The sequence below is a fragment of the Microbacterium sp. 4NA327F11 genome (assembly GCF_005503465.1).
Taxonomy (GTDB): Bacteria; Actinomycetota; Actinomycetes; order Actinomycetales; family Microbacteriaceae; genus Microbacterium; species Microbacterium ginsengisoli.
In genome coordinates this window covers 18595-36986 of sequence record NZ_SCOB01000008.1, presented here as the reverse complement: position 1 = coordinate 36986, position 18392 = coordinate 18595, and the positions used below count along the sequence as shown (strand labels likewise).

The 18392-nt window shown below is 69.3% G+C and carries 18 protein-coding genes and 4 tRNA genes; 13 read left to right on the top strand and 9 right to left on the bottom strand.

The genetic code is table 11. From position 1 onward, the window contains the following. Positions 1-67: 67 nt before the first annotated feature. The 4 genes from FFS51_RS06930 to FFS51_RS06915 form a co-directional block, all read right to left on the bottom strand. On the bottom strand, positions 68-2212 hold the full coding sequence (locus FFS51_RS06930) for a 3-hydroxyacyl-CoA dehydrogenase NAD-binding domain-containing protein (protein ID WP_137877946.1): 2145 nt from the start codon (positions 2210-2212) through the stop codon (positions 68-70). An 8-nt stretch (positions 2213-2220) separates the two neighbouring features. Continuing rightward, the gene (locus FFS51_RS06925) at positions 2221-3423 is read right to left on the bottom strand and encodes a thiolase family protein (protein WP_045248048.1); all 1203 of its coding nucleotides are present in this window, start codon (positions 3421-3423) and stop codon (positions 2221-2223) included. A gap of 72 nt (positions 3424-3495) precedes the next feature. Then, on the bottom strand, positions 3496-4689 hold the full coding sequence (locus FFS51_RS06920; protein WP_137877876.1) for a ribonuclease D: 1194 nt from the start codon (positions 4687-4689) through the stop codon (positions 3496-3498). Continuing rightward, positions 4682-5269, bottom strand: coding sequence for a DUF3000 family protein (locus FFS51_RS06915; protein WP_045248049.1), 588 nt, complete (start codon positions 5267-5269; stop codon positions 4682-4684). The genes FFS51_RS06920 and FFS51_RS06915 overlap by 8 nt, the downstream gene beginning before the upstream one ends. A gap of 25 nt (positions 5270-5294) precedes the next feature. On the opposite strand from FFS51_RS06915, the gene FFS51_RS06910 reads away from it, so the two are divergent. Further along, positions 5295-6518 (top strand): alpha/beta hydrolase family protein, encoded by a 1224-nt coding sequence (locus FFS51_RS06910; RefSeq protein WP_137877875.1) that lies wholly within the window; start codon positions 5295-5297, stop codon positions 6516-6518. On the opposite strand, the gene FFS51_RS06905 is transcribed toward FFS51_RS06910, so the two are convergent. The 3 genes from FFS51_RS06905 to FFS51_RS06895 are packed head-to-tail and all read right to left on the bottom strand — an operon-like array spanning position 6487 to position 8590. Further along, positions 6487-7209, bottom strand: coding sequence for a dihydrofolate reductase family protein (locus FFS51_RS06905; RefSeq protein ID WP_137877874.1), 723 nt, complete (start codon positions 7207-7209; stop codon positions 6487-6489). The two genes, FFS51_RS06910 and FFS51_RS06905, sit on opposite strands and share 32 nt — an antisense overlap. Continuing rightward, positions 7206-7655, bottom strand: coding sequence for a SufE family protein (locus FFS51_RS06900; RefSeq protein WP_056208890.1), 450 nt, complete (start codon positions 7653-7655; stop codon positions 7206-7208). The genes FFS51_RS06905 and FFS51_RS06900 overlap by 4 nt, the downstream gene beginning before the upstream one ends. 29 nt (positions 7656-7684) lie before the next feature. After that, positions 7685-8590, bottom strand: a complete 906-nt coding sequence (locus FFS51_RS06895) for a sulfurtransferase (protein ID WP_045248052.1) — start codon at positions 8588-8590, stop codon at positions 7685-7687. Positions 8591-8706: 116 nt separating this feature from the next. Here FFS51_RS06895 and zapE point away from each other — a divergent pair, with 116 nt between their 5' ends. The 4 genes from zapE to FFS51_RS06875 all read left to right on the top strand — a co-directional run bounded on the left by zapE (position 8707) and on the right by FFS51_RS06875 (position 12128). Continuing rightward, positions 8707-9741, top strand: coding sequence for a cell division protein ZapE (gene zapE, locus FFS51_RS06890; protein ID WP_045248053.1), 1035 nt, complete (start codon positions 8707-8709; stop codon positions 9739-9741). Positions 9742-9971: 230 nt separating this feature from the next. Then, positions 9972-11264, top strand: coding sequence for an ammonium transporter (locus FFS51_RS06885; protein WP_056208900.1), 1293 nt, complete (start codon positions 9972-9974; stop codon positions 11262-11264). Positions 11265-11352: 88 nt separating this feature from the next. Further along, the gene (locus tag FFS51_RS06880; RefSeq protein ID WP_249352678.1) at positions 11353-11811 is read left to right on the top strand and encodes a type II toxin-antitoxin system PemK/MazF family toxin; all 459 of its coding nucleotides are present in this window, start codon (positions 11353-11355) and stop codon (positions 11809-11811) included. A gap of 32 nt (positions 11812-11843) precedes the next feature. Then, entirely contained in the window at positions 11844-12128 is a 285-nt protein-coding gene (locus FFS51_RS06875) for a hypothetical protein (RefSeq protein WP_137877873.1), read from the top strand. Positions 12129-12166: 38 nt separating this feature from the next. Here FFS51_RS06875 and FFS51_RS06870 read toward each other — a convergent pair. Next, a tRNA-Val gene (locus tag FFS51_RS06870) sits at positions 12167-12242 on the bottom strand. Between the two features lie 150 nt (positions 12243-12392). On the opposite strand from FFS51_RS06870, the gene FFS51_RS06865 reads away from it, so the two are divergent. The 6 genes from FFS51_RS06865 to FFS51_RS06840 all read left to right on the top strand — a co-directional run bounded on the left by FFS51_RS06865 (position 12393) and on the right by FFS51_RS06840 (position 14474). Continuing rightward, positions 12393-12465: transfer RNA gene (locus tag FFS51_RS06865), tRNA-Gly, on the top strand. Between the two features lie 54 nt (positions 12466-12519). After that, positions 12520-12593: transfer RNA gene (locus FFS51_RS06860), tRNA-Cys, on the top strand. Positions 12594-12618: 25 nt separating this feature from the next. Beyond that, positions 12619-12693: transfer RNA gene (locus tag FFS51_RS06855), tRNA-Val, on the top strand. Positions 12694-12765: 72 nt separating this feature from the next. Further along, positions 12766-13290: a GNAT family N-acetyltransferase gene (locus FFS51_RS06850; RefSeq protein ID WP_137877872.1), complete on the top strand. Its 525-nt coding sequence runs from the start codon at positions 12766-12768 to the stop codon at positions 13288-13290. 9 nt (positions 13291-13299) lie between these two features. Further along, entirely contained in the window at positions 13300-13809 is a 510-nt protein-coding gene (locus FFS51_RS06845) for a glycine cleavage system transcriptional repressor (protein ID WP_056208906.1), read from the top strand. Further along, a complete protein-coding gene (locus FFS51_RS06840) occupies positions 13806-14474 on the top strand; it encodes a DNA alkylation repair protein (protein ID WP_137877871.1) in 669 nt (222 codons plus the stop codon). The genes FFS51_RS06845 and FFS51_RS06840 overlap by 4 nt, the downstream gene beginning before the upstream one ends. Positions 14475-14478: 4 nt before the next feature. Here the strand turns inward: FFS51_RS06840 and FFS51_RS06835 are convergent, their stop codons facing one another. Then, on the bottom strand, positions 14479-15627 hold the full coding sequence (locus FFS51_RS06835; protein WP_137877870.1) for an SLC13 family permease: 1149 nt from the start codon (positions 15625-15627) through the stop codon (positions 14479-14481). Positions 15628-15816: 189 nt separating this feature from the next. Here FFS51_RS06835 and thrS point away from each other — a divergent pair, with 189 nt between their 5' ends. Both thrS and FFS51_RS06825 read left to right on the top strand, forming a co-directional pair. Continuing rightward, a complete protein-coding gene (thrS, locus tag FFS51_RS06830) occupies positions 15817-17823 on the top strand; it encodes a threonine--tRNA ligase (protein ID WP_137877869.1) in 2007 nt (668 codons plus the stop codon). Continuing rightward, positions 17820-18380: an HIT family protein gene (locus FFS51_RS06825; protein WP_137877868.1), complete on the top strand. Its 561-nt coding sequence runs from the start codon at positions 17820-17822 to the stop codon at positions 18378-18380. The genes thrS and FFS51_RS06825 overlap by 4 nt, the downstream gene beginning before the upstream one ends. The last annotated feature ends 12 nt before the right edge of the window (positions 18381-18392 follow it).

Genomic DNA, 18392 nt, shown 5'->3' with positions numbered 1-18392 from the left:
TACGCGACGGCCGATCGCACGAAGGAGGGGCCCGTCCGTGCGGACGGGCCCCTCCTTCGTGCGATCCCTACGCGCCGATCCCGCGGATGGGCGGGTGATGGAACGTGTCGCCGAACGCGCGCTCGGCAGCGCCCGAGCGGTCGAGGTACGGCGAGGCGCCGCCGTCGATGAACGGCCACCCGGCGCCGAAGATGAGCGCGAGGTCGATGTCCTGCACTTCTGGCACCACGCCCTCGTCGAGCATGATCTTGATCTCGGTCGCGAGGCCGTCCTCGACGCGACGGAGGATCTCCGCCTCGCTCGCCGGCGTCTTCCCCGCGACCTGGTCGACGAGCTTCTGCGCGGGCTTGGTCCAGCCGGTGACCCGACCGTTCTTGTCCTTCTCGACGACCTGGTCGAGGTTCGCGAGCTCGTGGAAGTTCTCCGACGCGAAGAACCGGTCGGGGAAGGCCCCCGCCATCGTGTCCTGCACGTGAGCGGCGACCTTCCAGCCGACGAGGTCGATCAGCTGGAACGGCGTCATCGGCAGCCCGAGCGGCGCATAGGCCCTGTCGACCGTCGTCAGCGGCGTTCCTTCGTAGATCGCGCGGGCGGCCTCGCCGAGGAGCTTGGCGAGCAGCCGGTTGACGATGAAGCCCGGGGCATCCTTGCTGAGGATCGCGTTCTTGCCGATCGCCTTCGCGACGACGAACGCGGTGGACAGGCTCTGCTCGTTCGTGTGCGGGGTCTTCACGATCTCCAGCAGCGGCATGAGTGCCACGGGGTTGAAGAAGTGGAAGCCGACGAGGCGTTCGGGGTGGGCGAGCTTTGCGCCGATCTCCTGGACCGAGAGCGACGATGTGTTCGTGGCGAGGATCGCGTCTTCCGCGATGTGCTGCTCGATGTCGGCGAAGACCTGCTGCTTGACGCCCACCTCCTCGAACACCGCCTCGATGACGAAGTCGCAGTCGGCGTATTCGCTCTTGTCGGTCGTCCCGTGCACGAGCGCGCGCAGCTGGTTGGCCGTGTCGGCGTCGAGCCGGCCCTTCGCCTCGAGCTTTCCGATCTCGTCACGGATGTAGGCAAGGCCCTTGTCGACGCGTGCCTGGTCGATGTCGGTGATGACCACCGGCACCCGGAGCTTGCGCAGGAACAGCAGTGCGAACTGGCTGGCCATGAGCCCGGCGCCGATGACGCCGACCTTCGAGACCTTCTTCGCGAGGGCCTTGTCGGGGGCGCCGACGGGTCGCTTCGCGCGCTTCTGCACGAGGTCGAAGGCATACATGGATGCCGCGAACTGATCGCCTACGATCAGCTCGGAGAGCGCCTCGTCCTCGCGCTCGAAGCCCTCCCACTTGGTGCCGCTCTTGGCCTTGTCGAGGAGCTCGAGTGCGAGGTAGGGCGCGCGGGGGACCGTGCCGATGCGGCTCTCGAGCATCCCGCGGGCGATCTTGATCGCGATCGGCCACTTGGTGAGGCGTTCGATCTTGCCGGGCTCGTTCTTGCGCTCGACTTTGATCGCTCCCGACAGCACACCGTCGGCCCACGCCAGCGACTCCTCGAGGAAGTTGGCGGGCTCGAAGATCGTGTCGACGATGCCGAGCTCGAACGCCTGCTGGGGCTTGAGCATCCGGTTCTGCTTGAGCGGGTTGGAGATCACGACCTCGAGAGCGTTCTCGATGCCGATGAGGTTCGGCAGCAGGTACGCGCCGCCCCAGCCGGGGATGAGCCCCAGGAACACCTCGGGCAGCGCGATCGCCGCGGCCGAGGCATCCACCGTGCGATACGTCGACTGCAGCGCGATCTCGAGTCCGCCGCCGAGCGCGAGGCCGTTCACGAACGCGAACGAGGGCACGCCGAGGTCACCGAGCTTCGAGAAGGCGAAGTGACCGCCCTGGGCGATGAGCTTCGCGATCTCCTTCGACGGCACCTTGGCGACGTCGCTCAGGTCGGCGCCGGCGGCGAGGATGTACTGCTTGCCGGTGACTCCCACGGCCTGGATCTCACCCGACTTCGCACGCTGTGCGAGTGCGTCGAGCGTGCGGGTGAGCTCGAGGATGGTCTTCGGCCCGAACGTGTTGGGCCGGGTGTGGTCGCGTCCGTTGTCGAGCGTGACGAGGGCGAGCACCTTCCCGGAGGAAAGCCGCACGTCGCGCACGAGGGAGCGGGTGACGACCTCGTCGGGGACGAGGTTCTCGAGCGCGGAGAAGTCGATCTGGTCGTAGCGGGTCATCGCGGTGCTCACTTCTTCTTGCCGTCGTAGTACGGGTTCTCCCAGATGACCGATCCGCCCTGGCCGAGGCCGACGCACATGGCGGTGAGGCCGTAGCGCACGTCGGGGCGCTCCGCGAACTGCGCGGCGAGCTGGATCATCAGACGCACACCGGATGCCGCGAGGGGGTGTCCGAGCGCGATCGCCCCGCCCCACTGGTTCACGCGCGGGTCGTCGTCGGCGATGCCGAAGTGGTCGAGGAGCGAGATCACCTGGATCGCGAACGCCTCGTTGAGCTCGAACAGTCCGATGTCGGTGATCGACAGACCCGCCTTCGCGAGCGCCTTCTCGGTCGACGGGATGGGCCCGATGCCCATGATCTCCGGCTGCACGCCGGCGAACGCGAACGAGACGAGCTTCATCTTCGGGCGCAGGCCCAGCTCGCGCACGGCGTGGCCTCCCGCGAGGAGACTCATCGTCGCGCCGTCGGTGAGCGGGGACGAGGTGCCGGCGGTCACTCGTCCGTGCGGACGGAAGGGCGTCTTCAGACCGGCGAGGTCGGCCATCGTCGTCTGCGGGCGACGACCCTCGTCCTCGGTCGCGATGCCCCAGGCGCCCTCGGCGTCCTTCGTGGCGACGGAGACGAGGTCGGGCTGGATCTTGCCGGCGTCGTAGGCGGCCTGCGCCTTGTGCTGGCTGAGCATGCCGTAGCGGTCGCTGCGCTCCTTGGTGAGGTGCGGGAAGCGGTCGAAGATGCGCTCGGCGGTCACACCCATGTTGAGGGCGCCCGGGTCGACCAGCCGCTCGGCGACGAATCGCGGGTTGGGGTCGGAGTTCGCTCCGATGGGGTGACGGCCCATGTGCTCGACGCCGCCCGCGAGGGCGAGGTCGTACATGCCGAAGCCGATCGAGCCGGCCATGGTGGTCACGCTCGTCATCGCGCCCGCGCACATGCGGTCGATCGCGAATCCGGGCACGCTCTGGGGGAGACCAGCGAGGATCGCGGCGGAGCGCCCGAGGGTGAGGCCCTGGTCACCCGTCTGCGATGTCGCGGCGATGGCGACGTCGTCGATCCGGTCGGCGGGGACGTCGGGGTTGCGCCCCATCACGCCGATGATCGTCTTGACGACGAGGTCGTCTGCCCGGGTGTTCCAGTACTGCCCTTTTTCACCCGCGCGCCCGAACGGGGTGCGCATGCCGTCGATGAAATAGACGTCCGAATTCTCGGCCACTCTGCCTCCAAAGTCTGGGATCGAGTCCAGCCTAAGGTGGAACTGCGTCTCACGAAATCGGTTGGTTCGAACCTACGATGCCGGTTCGGCGGGCTCCGCCGGGTTTTGCGCGGAAACGACAAAGGCTTCGGCGATCAGCTGTGCGGTTTGCGCAATCTGCCAGCGGCGTGCCCCGCCCGCCGCGAGGGCGGCCGCGATGTGGTCCGCGTCGGCGGGAACCGGCGGCTCCCACGCCAGGCGGCGCAGCAGCTCGGGCGTCAGCAGGTTCTCCGTCGGCATGCCGAGACTCGACGCACGCTCCTCGATGACCGGGCGCGCCGCCTTCAGCCGCGCGTCCGCCTCGGGGGCGCGGTCGGCCCACGCGCGCGGCGGCGGCAGCGTGTCGCCCGGAATGCGGTCGGGGGGAAGGTCGGTGTCCGCGCGACCCCGCTCGATCGCATCCCACCAGCGGTCGAGCTGGGTGCGGCTGGCCCGGCCGGTGAACTCCTTCACCTCGGCGAGGGCGCGTTTGGTCGCGGGGTTCGCCTGAATGGCCGCGACGAGTGAGCGATCAGGCACGAGCCGGCCGGGGGAGACATCCTGCTGCTGCGCGTATTCCTCACGCGCGGTCCACAGGGCGCGGGCGATCGCGAGGTTGCGGCGCCCGCGCAGAGTGTGGAGTCCGCTCAGTCGGCGCCACGGGTCTGCGCGGACGGGCTTCGGCTCACGGTGCAGCACCGCGTCGAACTCCTCGGCCGCGAGCTCGGTCTTCCCCTGCGCAGCGAGCTCGTCGACGAGGATGTCGCGCACGTCAACGAGATGCAGCACATCAAGCGCCGCATACTCCAGCCACGACTGCGGCAGCGGACGCGTCGACCAGTCATCGGCCGAATGCGCCTTCGCGAGCGTGATCCCGAGGGTCTCCTCGACGATCGCACCGAGCCCCACACGTTCGTGACCGAGGAGCCGGGCCGCGAGCTCGGTGTCGAAGATGCGCTGCGGCACGAGGCCCCACTCGCGCAGCGACGGGAGGTCCTGGCTCGCCGCGTGCAGCACCCACTCGTCATTCAGAGCCGCCTGCAGCACGGAGGCATCGGGCAATGCCGGCGGGTCGAACAGGAAGACACCGGCATCCCGTCGGAAGACCTGCACGAGGTAGGCGCGCTGGCTGTAGCGGAACCCGGAGGCCCGCTCGACGTCCACAGCGATCGGACCGGTTCCCGCCGCGAGCACGGCGGCCGCGGCATCCAGTCCCTCGGTCGTCGAGATCACGTCGTAGTCAGGCACGGGCACGTCCTCGGGGATTCAGCACGGGGGCCTGTTCAGAGCCCGGCGGGAGACCGGCGAGCATGCAGACGACCTCGGCCCAGGCACGCACGTGCGCGTCGAACGGGCCGTCGGGCGTCCACGACGCGCGAAGCTCCAGCTGCGAGCCGGAGCCTTCGGCGGCCAACGAGCCGAAGCCCTGCGAGACGGTCTTGGTGACCGTGCCGGAGGGGGAGTGATAGGCCGCGCCGTTCTCGTCGAGCGCGTCGAGCAGCCACGCCCAGGCCACCTCGGCGACCATCGGATCGACGCCGATGTCGACCTCGAGCGGCGCCTGCGCATAGCAGACGATGCGCCACGCACCGCCCCACGCGTCGGGCTCCTCCCGGTCGTGCAGCAGCACGAACCGACCCGTGCCGTAGACGGAGTCGAGCGCACCGGGCTCGGGACGGATGTCGCCTGCGAGGGCGAACGCCTCGGGGGCGAGTCCCGTCGGGGCGGGCAGCTCGCGGGTCACGAGGTCGTCGCGAAGGTCCGCGGCATGCAGCTGGGCAAGCGCGGCGGCGAACGACGCGGATGCCGCGGGAGCCTGGTCGACCACGACGACAGACTAGAATGAAGCCTCAATGGCAAGCTCAAGGCGCGCCGCGTCGCGCGGCGCCTCACCCGCGGTCTCTCTCGGTCTGCGCACCCTCATCGTCGCGCTCGGCGTGCTGCTCGGACTCTCGCTCGCGGCGATCGCCGGAGTGGCCGGACGCATCGCGCGACTCGTGGTGACTCCCTCGCGCCGGCGCCCCGACACGACCATCGTCGCGCTCGACCCGGCCGCCCAGACGATCACCTTGACACGCACGCCCGACACGGAACTGCCCGGACGATACGGTCTGTTCACGACGGGCGCCGAGGAGTACCTCAAGCTCGGCTCGGTCCTGCAGGCGGATGCCGGCACGGTCAAGCGCAAGCTTCTCACCGAGGTGCCGACGGGCACACAGCTCGCCGACCCCGCCGCGTTCAGCGGGTGGTATTACGACCGTCCCGAGCAGTTGCATCTGCCCTACCGGTCGACACTCATCGGCTCCGCCGTGGGGCCGTGCCCGGCGTGGATCTTCCCCGCCGACGGCGGCAGCGACGTCTGGTGCATCCAGATCCATGGCCGCGGTGCCGCGCGGGCGGAGTGCCTGCGCGCGGTCCCACTGCTCCACAGCCTGGGCATCACGACGATGGTGACGTCGTATCGCAACGACGGCGAGGCACCGCGTAGCCGCACGGGCACGTACATGCTCGGCGCGACGGAGTGGCGCGACGTCGACGCCGCGGTCGGCTACGCCCGCCGCCACGGGGCGGAGCGCATCATCCTCATGGGGTGGTCGATGGGCGGCGCGATCGCTCTGCAGCTCGAGCTCAGTTCGGCGCACCGTGATCGCATCGTAGGCGTGATCCTGGAGTCACCGGTGGTCGACTGGAGGGTCGTGCTGCGGTATCAGGGCCGGGAGATGGGGCTGCCCGAGCCGGTCACCGAGCTCGCGCTCACCGCGCTGCAGTCGGAGTGGGGTGCCGCCCTGACTCGCAGTGGAGCGCCGATCCCGTTCGACCGCCTCGACGTCGTGGCACGGGCGGAGGAGCTGCGGCATCCGATTCTGATCCTTCACAGCGACGACGACGGGTTCGTTCCCTCGGAGGCGTCGCACCAGCTCGCCGAGGCCCGTCCCGACCTGGTCGAGCTGCAGGTCTTCGCCGTCGCCCGCCACACGAAGCTCTGGAACTACGACCAGGAGCGCTGGAGCCGGGCGATCGAATCGTGGCTCGACGCGCACGCGCTCATCCCGCGGGACGCAGGCGCAGATACGTGAACCCCGTCTCGTCGACCAGGTGGCCGACGACCCGCGTGGCCACGCGCTGATCGCGCGCCAGCCGGAGGAAGGGCGAACTGACGGGTTCGAGCACGGGCGCGACCGTGAGGCAGTACTCGTCGATCACTCCGGCCGCCGCGAACTGGCTCGCGAGCGACGGTCCACCCTCGCAGACAACGCGGCGATGGCCCTCCTCCGCCAGGACCGTGAGGATGTCCCGCGGGGACAGCGGTGCGGTTCCGGGCACCGGCAGCACAGTGATGCCCGCGGCATCTGGATGCGAGCGGATCGCATCGGCGCGATCGGCGGGGCAGATCACGATCACCTGATCGCTCGCGGCACCCTCGGCCAGAGCGAGGCGGTGGCCGGTGAGGTCTCCGCTGGACGTGACGATCGCCAGCCGCGCACGGCGGGGCACGATGTACCCCTCTGCCCGTACGCTCTGCGCGCCGACGACGACGACGTCGGCGAGCTCGCGGATGATGCCGAGAATGAGACGGTCGACCCGGTTCGTGAGCGACTCGCTCGTGCCGTCGTCGCCGGCGGCCGCTCCTGTGAGGCTCGTGATCATGTTGAGCCGCACGAAGCGGTCGGCCGTGGGCGCGTAGATATGACGCAGTGCCTCACGCGTGCCGGGGGCGAGGATGTCGAACGCGCGGAGCGTACGCGGCTCGAGCTCGAGCAGGGTCATCCCGCCAGTGCACCCGACTTCTCGTGCACCTGGCGCTTGGCGCGCCGGAGCATCCCCGACATTCCGGCGATGCGCAGCGGCGAGACCGCGCGCGTGAGCCCGATGGTCTGCGGGTAGTCATCGGGGATCGCGAGCACCTCGGCGACGGTCAGACCGGAGATCCCCTGCACGAGGATGCTGGCGAAGCCGCGGGTCGTCGGCGCCTCGGCGGGCGCCATCGCGTGCATCGTCACGATGCCGTCGGCCACCTCGATCAAGATGTAGACCGGGGACTGGCACTCCGCCACACGCTCGCACATCTCGGGATGGCCCTGCAGGGCCGGAGGCACCTCGGGGAGCTCCTCGGAGTACTCGAGGAGCAACTGGAGGCGCTCGGGGTCCGAGAGCTCGAGGAAGGCGTCGCGCGCCTCGGCGAGCGAGGGCGGCAGCGCGTCAGAGTCCGACATCGCCCCCATCCTCGCACGCAGGAAGAACGTCAGGCGCGCGGGGGGACCGCGCCCGGCTCGGCACCCGTGACGATGGGAACCCGCACGGCGCTGCCCCACTCGGTCCAGGAGCCGTCGTAGTTGCGCACGTTCTCGATGCCGAGCAGGTGCTTCAGCACGAACCAGGTGTGGCTCGAGCGTTCACCGATGCGGCAGTAGGCGATGACCTCATCGGCGTCGCCGAGTCCCGCCTCGTCACGGTAGATGGCGTCGAGCTCGGCGCGCGACTTGAAGGTGCCGTCCGCGGCCACGGCCTTGGCCCACGGAACACTCGCCGCGCTGGGGATGTGGCCGGCGCGCAGGGCGCCCTCTTCGGGGTAGGCGGGGGCGGACGTGCGCTCGCCCGAGTACTCCTCCGGCGACCGCACGTCGATGAGCGGCTTGCCGAGGTGGACGAGGACGTCCTCCTTGTACGCGCGCAGCACGGAGTCGTCGCGCTCGATGACGGGATACGACGTCGCGGCGCGCTCGGCGGGCGCGGTTGTGATGTCACGGCCCTCGGCGATCCAGCGATCACGGCCACCGTCGAGCAGGCGCACGTCCTCGTGGCCGAACAGCGAGAACACCCACAGCGCGTAGGCGGCCCACCAGTTGTTCTTGTCGCCGTAGATGACGATGGTGTCGTCGCGCGAGATGCCCTTGCGGCTGAGCAGCTCGGCGAAGCCCGCGCCGTCGACGTAGTCACGCACGACCGGGTCATTGAGCTCGGTGTGCCAGTCGACCTTGACGGCGCCGGGAATATGGCCGGTCTCGTAGAGGAGGACGTCCTCGTCGGACTCGACGACCACCAGGCCCGGGTCGGTGAGGTGCTCGGCGAGCCACGCGGTGCTCACCAGCCGGTCGCTGTGCGCATACTCGGCGAACTTCTGGCTGTCGGTGTCGGGTGCGACGGACATCGCTGCTCCTCGGAAATGACGGGTGGGTGACGGCGTTAGGGTTGTTCGCGTCCCCGCCAACCTACGTCGGTGCAGCGGGGGCGGATCTGTTGCGTCGAAAAATGACAGGGGCACGAATGGCAGCCGCCGTGACCACGGGCGTCATCCACCTCACCGACCGCACCCCTGACGTGAGCGGCGCGGACATGGTCGCCGCCCTCGTCCCCCCGCCCCAGTTCGACGGAGCGACCTTCGAGACGTATCGCGCCGATGACGCCTATCCGTCGCAGCAGGCGGCAAAGGAGAAGCTCATCGCCTTCTCCGGCGGCGGAGCGGCCGCACCGGTGCGTCGGGGGCTCTTCTCGAAGGCGCCGAAGATCGAGCCCACAAAACCCGGGGTGTATCTCGACGGCGGGTTCGGCGTGGGCAAGACCCACCTCCTCGCGTCCATCTACCATGCGATGCCCGCCCGCCGTAAGTACTTCGGCTCGTTCATCGAGTACACGGCGCTCGTCGGCGCACTCGGCTATCAAAAGGCCGTCGAGCTCTTCCGCGGCGCTGACCTGCTGTGCATCGACGAGTTCGAGCTCGACGACCCGGGCGACACGATGGTGATGACCCGTCTCCTCGGCGAGCTGGTTCCCGGTGGAACCAGGCTGGCCGCGACATCCAACACGCCTCCGAACGCGCTCGGCGAGGGCCGATTCGCCGCCCAGGACTTCCTGCGCGAGATCAATGCGATGTCTGCCAGCTTCGAGACGCTGCGCATCGACGGCGTCGACTTCCGCCAGCGCGCCCTCGACGGCCACGCGGTCGTGCTCGACGACGAGGCATACACGGTGGCGATCGCGGATGCCGCGGCATCCGGTCTCGTCTCGGATGACGCGTTCGGGGACCTCGTCGCGCACCTGGCCCGGGTGCACCCGTCGCGCTACATCCGCCTCATCGATGGTCTCGCCACCATCGGCTTGCGCGACGTCGTCACGCTGGAGGACCAGTCCGCAGCCCTGCGACTGGTCGCATTCGTCGATCGCGCCTACGATGCGCAGGTCCCCATCCGTGCGACCGGAGTCGCCCTCGATCGGGTCTTCGGCGAGGACATGCTCGGCGGGGGATACCGCAAGAAGTACCTGCGCGCCATCTCTCGCCTGAACGCCTTGACGCATTCCTGACGACTCCCGGTCGCTCCCGCGCAGCTGCACGGGAACCTCACGGTCATGCCTCGAGATCTCTGCGACTCCCGAAACGTGATGTTAACGCGGGCCTGTGCACTGTTACCTGCCGGAAACACGAGGCGCATACCGGGCGAAATCCGCTCTCGCGAGACTGGCGGCACCCGACGCTACGCTCTCCCGCGCGTTCTGCCGAGGGTCCTGTAACACGACACATGAGTGAGGATTTCATGGACAACGGAAGTCTCGCCTGGTACATCGCCGCAACGGCGCTAGTGCTGTTCATGACGCCGGGCGTTGCGTTCTTCTACGGAGGACTCGTCAAGGCCAAGAGCGTCGTCAGCATGATGATGATGAGCTTCGGAGCAATGGGCCTCATCGCCGTGCTCTGGATCCTCTACGGATTCAACATGCAGACCGCCGACTGGTGGCCTGGCGTACTCGGCAACCCCTTCAGCGACTTCGGCCTGACCACCATGGCCAACACCCCGGAGACCGCATCGGTCAACCTGACCGCCGTCTCGTACGGCGCGACGTTCGCGATCATCACGGTCGCGCTCGTCTCCGGCGCCATCGCCGACCGCGCCAAGTTCGGCTCGTGGATGATCTTCGCGTTCCTGTTCGCGACGATCGACTACTTCGCGGTCGCCGGCTGGGTCTGGAACACCAACGGCTGGATCTTCAACCTCGGCACGACGCTGTTCGGCAAGGACGCTGGCGTTGAGGTCATCGACTACGCCGGTGGTACTGCGGTGCACATCAACGCCGGTGCCGCGGCGCTCGCGCTCGCACTCGTGCTCGGAAAGCGCGTCGGCTTCAAGAAGGGCATCACCAAGCCCCACAACGTGCCGCTCGTGCTGCTCGGTGCCGCCATCCTGTGGTTCGGCTGGTTCGGCTTCAACGCCGGCGCCTCGGCCTTCTTCGTCTCGCCCGAGGGCACCTCGTCGGCGAACGGCGCGATCCTCGCGGGTATCGGTGCCGTCGGCTCGCCGACCGGTCTGATCGTGATCAACACGCTCGGCGCCACGGCTGCGGCCGTGCTCGGCTGGATCATCGTCGAGAAGCTCAAGGACGGCAAGGCCACCTCGGTCGGCGCCGCCTCGGGTGCCGTCGCCGGTCTCGTCGCGATCACCCCCTCGTGCGCGAACCTCGACCCGGGCTGGGCGCTCCTGCTCGGCCTCATCGCCGGTGGCGTGTGCGCCATTGCGATCGAGCTGAAGTGGAAGCTCGGCTTCGACGACTCGCTCGACGTCGTGGGTGTCCACCTCGTCGGCGGCATCATCGGAACGCTGTACCTCGGCTTCTTCGCCACGGGCACGGGCCTGTTCCTCGGCGGTGGCTGGGACCAGCTCATCCTGCAGGCGATCGCCGCAGCCACGGTGCTGGTGTTCTCCTTCGTCGTCGCCTTCGTGATCGGTTTCGCGATCGAGAAGACGATCGGGTTCCGCATCAAGAACGAGGACGAGATCGCCGGTGTCGACACCACGGTCCACGGTGAAGAGGGCTACGCACTCGCGGAGTGACCTTCACCGATCGTCCCGAAGGGCGTCGCGGCTTCGGCCGCGGCGCCCTTCGGCGTTCCCGGCGGGCCCGCTCCGCTAGCGTGAGGATGTGGCCTTCTCGACACTGCTCCGCGGATTGGTGCGCGCCCTCACCGGACGCCCCGCTCGCGCCGAAGAAGTCGACATACACACGACACGCGGCATCCGCGTCGCGTACTCGCCGTCTCCCGGCGGCACGGCCGACGGGGGAGAGATCGTGTGGACCTGGGTACCGTTCCAGGAGAACCCGGGTCAGGGGAAGGACCGGCCGGTGCTCGTCATCGGCCGCGCCGGACGCGGTCATGCGTGGGCGATGAAGCTGACGAGCAAGTCCCACGCCGGCGACCGCGAGTACGTCTCGCTCGGCAGCGGTGCATGGGATGCCTCCCGGCGCGAGTCGTGGCTCGATCTCGATCAGCTGTACCGGGTGCCGGATGCGGCGGTGCGCCGCGAAGCCGCGGCGCTCGACGCGCGCACGTTCCGCCGCGTCGCAGCGGAGCTGCAGCGCCGGTACGGCTGGCGCATCTAGCCGGGAGCTGCGCGGCGGGCTAGCCTCGCGGCATGGGGGAGCACGAGGCGTCCGATCGCCGTGGGCTGGGCGGTGTCATCTGGGCGTGGATCTGGACCGCCGTCGCTGGTGCCGTCGCGTTGCCGCTCTGGGCGGTGAGTGGCTTGACGCAGGGGGCATGCTACGACTCGTCGGTGCCGGGACGCTCGTACTGCACCTCGGGTCCGGTGCTCGGTGCGCCGGCGACGGCGGTGCTGTGGACCCTGTGGGCGATCGCGGTCGCCGTGTGCCTCCTCATCGCCATCCGGACGACGCGCACGCGCCTGTGCGAGGCGTAGAACTCAAACGACGAACCCCCGCCGAAGCGGGGGTTCTGTGGTGGGCGATACCAGACTCGAACTGATGACCTCTTCCGTGTGAAGGAAGCGCGCTACCAACTGCGCCAATCGCCCGATCGGCCCCGGAGGACCGAGTGTCGAGCATACCGGATGCGGCGGGCCCGCCGCGAACCGAGAGCGCGAAACGCCCGCGCGCGTGCCGGTTTTGCGTCGACCGATTCGTCGGCTAAAGTCGTACGAGTGCCCCGGGCAACCGGGAAACACGCGGATGTAGCGCAGTTGGTAGCGCATCACCTTGCCAAGGTGAGGGTCGCGAGTTCGAGTCTCGTCATCCGCTCGAGTGCAGGGGTCGTTCCATCGAACGATCACGGCACGTGGGGTCAAACCACACGGTGGCGTGGCCGAGCGGCTAGGCACCGGCCTGCAAAGCCGTTTACACGGGTTCGAATCCCGTCGCCACCTCCACTCACAAGTGAACATGCCTGAACAGGCGCGATTGGCGCAGCGGTAGCGCGCTTCCCTGACACGGAAGAGGTCACTGGTTCGATCCCAGTATCGCGCACCACCTGAAACCCCCGGCTCGCCGGGGGTTTTCTCGTTTCCGGAGGATGTCGGCGCCGCCGCGCACACTGGTCACATGACGGATGTCTCCCTCACCCCCTGGCGCGATGACCACCTGCCCGTCCTGATCGCCGCGAACACCCCCGAGATGACCGTGCACCTCGGCGGCCCCGAGACCGACGACGAGGTCCGGGCGCGACACGCGAAGTATCTGCGCCTCACCGCGGCGGGGGAAGCGTGGATGTTCGCGATCGAGCGGGAGGGCACCGCGATCGGAGGTATCGGCTTCTGGCCGAGCGACCTCGACGGCGCGCCGGTGTACGAAGCGGGCTGGCACGTGCTCCCGCCGTGGCAGGGCAACGGATACGCCGGGGCGGCGCTGCGGGCACTCGTCGAGATGGCCCCGACGATCGCGGCGCCGCGGTCGCTCATCGTCGCCTTCCCCTCGATCGAGAACGACGCTTCGAACGGTGTGTGCCGCGCTGCGGGGTTCACCGCCCTGGACGAACGCGACTCGGAGTACCGCGGAGTCCGCCTCCACGTACGCGTGTGGACACGACACTTCAGGGAGCCCCTGACAGCCGCACCGTCCGCAGCCTAGGCTCGGCGCATGGCTCAGCTCGTGCTCACCGTCGTCGGCGACGACCGCCCCGGCATCGTCCAGTCCCTCGCACACACCGTCGCCGCCTATGGCGGCAACTGGCAGCGCAGCGAACTCGCCGAGCTCGCGGGCGCGTTCGCCGGGATCGTGCTCGTCGAGGTGGCCGATGACGCGGTCGACGCCCTCACGACGGCCCTGGCCGACCTTCCCGCACTGCGGGTGTCGGTGCACCTCACGACACACGCTCCCGACCCCGCCGGGTCGCGTCTCACCTTCACCGTGCTGGGCAACGATCGTCCCGGCATCGTGAACGACGTCACCCGCGCGCTCAGCGTGCGCGGCCTCACGATCGACGCGTTCACGAGTCGCGTGTTCGATGCGCCGATGGCCGGAGGGACGCTGTTCGAGGCGAGTATCGCCGCGCACGCGGCATCCGCTGCCGTCGCCGACGACGCGACGGCGGCGCTCGAGCAGCTCGCGGGGGAGATCCAGGTCGATCTCACATTCGACGCGTCATGACCGCGTCGGCGCAGATCGTCGAGGGCGTCCGAGCCGATCTGCGAGCGCGCGCCGACCCCGCTCGCGCCGCCGCCCAGCAGGCGTACATGAAATCGACGATGCCGTTCCGCGGTGTGCCGGTGCCGGAGGTGCGACGACTCACCCGGCAGCGCGCGAAGGGTGTGACCGACGCCGCGACCCTGGGCGCGGCCGCCGAGGCACTGTGGAGCGGCGCCGAGGTGCGTGAGGAGCGCTACGCCGCCCTCGCGCTCCTCGCCCTCAGGCCGCTGCAGGACGACCCCTCCCTGCTGGGGACCATCGAGCGATATGTGCGCGAGGGGCAGTGGTGGGACCTCGTGGACGAGCTCGCCCACCGTGTCGCCGACCAGCTCGAGGTGCGACCGCGCGAGACGGCGCGCCTCGTGCGCGCCTGGGCCGGCGATGACGACATGTGGCTGCGACGCATCGCGATCATCTCGCAGCTCGGTCGCGGCACCGCACTCGACGAGACGCTGCTCGACGATGCGATCCGCCCCAACATCGCCGACACCGAGTTCTTCGTGCGCAAGGCGATCGGCTGGGCGCTGCGGGACCACGCGCGCGTCGCACCCGACTGGGTGCGCGCATACGCCGAGGCGCATCCGCTCAGTCCGCTCAGTCGCCGCGAGGCCCTGAGGCACCTCTGAGGCGTCAGAACGCGAGCGGCACGGTCGCGAGGGCGACCACCAGCGGGGCCACGAGGCACCCGCGCAGCATGTAGGTGCGCCACGAGATCTGCACCTCGAGCGACCGCAGCCGGGCGTGCCAGAGCAGCGTCGCAAGGGAGGCCCAGGGCGTGATCAGCGGGCCGGCGTTCACCCCGACGAGCACCGCGCCCAGGCGCGCCGGTGTGTGCGCGACCTGCTCGAGCGCGAGGTAGGCGGGCAGGTTGTCGATGAGATTCGCGCCGACAAGGGCGGATGCCGCGACCCGCCAGAGTTCGAGCAGATCGTCGCCCGCTCCCGCCACCGCTCCGATGACGGCGGCGCCGCCGAGCGCCTCCAGCGCGCCGACGGCGAGGAACAGCCCGGCGGCGAAAAGGACGAGCTGCCACGGGAGGAGAGAGGGGCGCAGCGCGGCGGGGGAGCGCACGGCGAACACGATCGTCAAGACCACAGCGGCTCCGAGGGCCGGGATCCACGGTGCGAGGCCGGACACGAGGAGCGGCATCATGACCACGACGACGGCCGCGCTCACGATGAGCAGGGGGGCATCGTCGATTTGGGGGGCGACCGGCGTCTCGAACCGCCCGCGCAACTGACGGCGGTGGAACAGCAGCAGCGCCGCGACAGTGACGAGGATCGCGATGAGCGCGGGCGCCCACATGAGCGCGAGGAACTGCAGCGGGTCGCCGCCCGCGAGCCGGTCTGCGGCGAGCAGATTGGTGAGGTTCGAGACCGGCAGCGCCAGTGACGCCGTGTTGGCGAGCCACACGGTCGCGAACGCGAATGGCAGCGGCGACAGGCCCGCCCGCCGCGCGACGGCGACCACGACAGGCGTGAGCAGCACGGCGGTGGTGTCGAGGGAGAGGAAGGAGGTCGCGAGGATCGCCAGCAGCACGACGCTGAACCACAGCCGCAGCGTGTGGCCGCGGCTGAGGCGCACGAGCAGGTGCCCCGCGGCGTCGAAGACGCCCGCGGCCGCGGCGAGCTCGGCGACGACCGTCACCGCCACGACGAACAGCAGGATGGGCCACACGCGGTCGCCGATGGCGAGGGCGTTCGCGGCGGGCAGCACGCCGATCGCCACGGCAATCGCCGACAGCAGGAGGAGCACGGCACCGACGCCCGCGAGTTTCACGCTCCTATCCTGCTCCCCGACGAACCTGGGAACGGTAGGCTCGCGGCATGGACATCCGCCGTCGCCCGCTCACGACCGTCGTCGTGCGCGCGACGGCGACGCGAACGCTCGGCGCCTGAGCGGGCGGCGGCGCGCGTGCGCCCCGAAGCTGAGTAGCCTGGAACCGAGCGATTCTCTGGAGATTTCCCTGTGTCTGATGCCCTACCCGCTGTTGTCGAGTACCCCGCCGACGGCTTCGCCCTCTTCCCCGACCGATCCGTGGTGGCGCTGCGCGTCAACGGTGAGCTGAAGGACCTCGCGACGGTCGTGACCGCCGCGGACTCGGTCGAGCCGGTCACGATCGACAGCGCCGACGGCCTGGCGATCCTGCGGCACTCGACCGCCCACGTGCTCGCCCAGGCGGTGCAGCGCATCAAGCCGCAGACGAACCTCGGCATCGGCCCGCCGATCACCGACGGCTTCTACTACGACTTCGGCACGGACGCGCCGTTCACCCCCGATGACGTCAAGGCCATCAAGAAGGAGATGGAGCGCATCGTCCGCGAGGGCCAGCGCTTCGTTCGCCGAGTCGTCAGCGACGACGAGGCGCGCGCCGAGCTCGCCGACGAGCCGTTCAAGCTCGAGCTGATCGGCCTCAAGGGCGGCACGAAGGAGGCCGCCGAGGGCGCCTCGGTCGAGGTCGGAGCCGGCGAGCTGACGATCTACGACAACGTCAACCGCGACGGCGAGACCGTCTGGAAAGACCTGTGCCGCGGACCTCACGTGCCCAACACCCGCACGATCGGCAACGGCTGGGATCTGCAGCGCATCGCGGGCGCCTATTGGCGCGGCAGTGAGAAGAACCCGCAGCTGCAGCGCATCTACGGCACCGCGTGGGCGACGAAGGACGAACTGCGCGCCTACCAGCAGCGCCTCGAGGAGGCCGCCAAGCGCGACCACCGCAAGCTCGGCAAGGAGCTCGACCTGTTCTCGTTCCCCGACGAGATCGGCTCGGGACTGAGCGTCTGGCATCCAAAGGGCGGCATCGTCCGCGGCGAGATGGAGCAGCACGCCCGCCGCCGCCACGTGGCGGCCGGCTACACCTACGTGTACACCCCGCACATCTCGAAGGAAGACCTCTTCCTGACCTCGAACCACCTCGTGACCTACCGGGACGGCATGTTCCCGCCCATCACGATGGACGAGGAGCGCGACGCCGACGGCACCATCACCAAGGCCGGCCAGGAGTACTACCTGAAGCCGATGAACTGCCCGATGCACATCCTCATCTACAAGGAGCGCGGCCGCAGCTACCGCGACCTGCCGATGCGGCTCGCCGAGAACGGCACGGTCTACCGCAACGAACTCTCGGGCGCCCTCCACGGCCTCACGCGCGTCCGCGGCTTCACCCAGGACGACTCGCACCTGTTCGTGACCCCCGAGCAGCTCGAGGGTGAGGCGACGAAGGTGCTCGAGTTCGTCATCTCCATGCTGCGGGACTTCGGTCTCGACGACTTCGAGCTCGAACTGTCGATGCGCGACGACGAGAAGTCGAAGTGGATCGGGTCGGACGAGTTCTGGGAGTACTCCACGAACGCACTGCGCAATGTCGCCCTGGCGAGCGGACTGAAGCTCACCGAGGTGCCCGGCGAGGCGGCGTTCTACGGCCCGAAGATCGACCTGAAGACCCGTGACGCGATCGGGCGCACCTGGCAGCTGTCGACCGTGCAGGTCGACCCGAACCTGCCCGAGCGCTTCGAGCTGGAGTACACCGGCTCGGACGGCGAGCGTCACCGCCCCATCATGATCCACCGTGCACTGTTCGGCTCGATCGAGCGGTTCTTCGCGATCCTGCTCGAGCACTACGCCGGCGCGTTCCCGGTGTGGCTCTCCCCGGTGCAGGTCGTCGGCATCCCGGTCGCCGAGGAGTACGCGCCGTACCTCGACGAGATCGTCGGCCGCCTGCGTGAGGCGGGCGTGCGCGCGGAGGTCGACCACTCCGACGACCGCATGCAGAAGAAGATCCGCACGCACACCACCCAGAAGGTGCCGCTGCAGCTGATCGCGGGGGAGCAGGACCGCGCCGCGGGCACGGTCTCGTTCCGCTTCCGCGACGGGTCGCAGACCAACGGCGTCCCCGTCGACGATGCGATCGCCCTCGTCCTGCGCGCCATCGCGCAGCACACCCTCGTCGACACGGCGGATCAGCTCGTATGACCTCGTCGCACGTGGGCGGATCGGATGACGCGCTGGTCGCGGCATCCGATCTGCCCGGTGTGCCGGACGAGTTCCAGCGCCTGTGGACCCCGCACCGGATGGCGTACATCCAGGCAGGCCCCGAGCCGCTGAAGCACGACTGCCCGTTCTGCGCCGCGCCGTCGATGAGCGACGAGGACGCCCTGATCGTGCACCGGGGTGTGCACGCCTACGTGCTGCTGAACCTCTTCCCGTACAACTCAGGACACCTGCTGGTGTGCCCCTACCGCCATGTCGGTCTCTACGACGAGGCCACCGCAGAGGAGATCGACGAGATCTCCCGCTTGACGCAGACAGCGATGCGCACGCTGCGTGAGACCGCACGCTGCCACGGCTTCAACATCGGCATGAACCAGGGCGAGGTCGCCGGCGCGGGCGTCGCCGCCCACCTGCACCAGCACGTCGTGCCGCGCTGGGCGACCGACGCGAACTTCTTCCCGATCATCGCGAAGACGAAGGCCCTGCCGCAGCTGCTCGGCGAGGTGCGCCAGTCGCTCGCCGACGCCTGGCCGGCCTGACCGCGTCCCCTG